Raw genomic sequence first — 301 nt, forward strand, 5'->3', positions numbered from 1 at the left:
CGGCCAGCGGAACCACCGTCCCGCGCCAGAAGGCGGCGTTGGCCTCGCGATAGTTGGCGTAGGTGTTGTCACCCGGAATACCGAGTAGCTGCGGGGGCGGGCCGAACGCCAGGGCGATCTCGCGGGCGGCGGCGTGCTTGCCCTCGGTGAAGTCCATCTCGGCTGGGGTCAGCGACATGGCCCGCCAGTCGAGCCCGCCCTCCAGCAGCAGGGGCCGCCCGGCGTTGGCCTGACCCGAATGGGCGGCGGCCAGCTCGGTCTTCAACCGGTCGAACTGCTCGTCGGACAGGCGGTCGCCGGC

At 72.1% G+C, this 301-nt stretch carries 1 protein-coding gene; it reads right to left on the reverse strand.

What is annotated here, in order from left to right; genetic code table 11:
* Positions 1 to 301 (reverse strand): phage portal protein (locus tag EIK80_RS25410; protein WP_148099136.1); only part of this gene is annotated, 301 nt, incomplete at both ends.

Source organism: Caulobacter sp. 602-1 (genome assembly GCF_003931565.1).
In the GTDB taxonomy this organism is placed as follows: Bacteria; Pseudomonadota; Alphaproteobacteria; order Caulobacterales; family Caulobacteraceae; genus Caulobacter.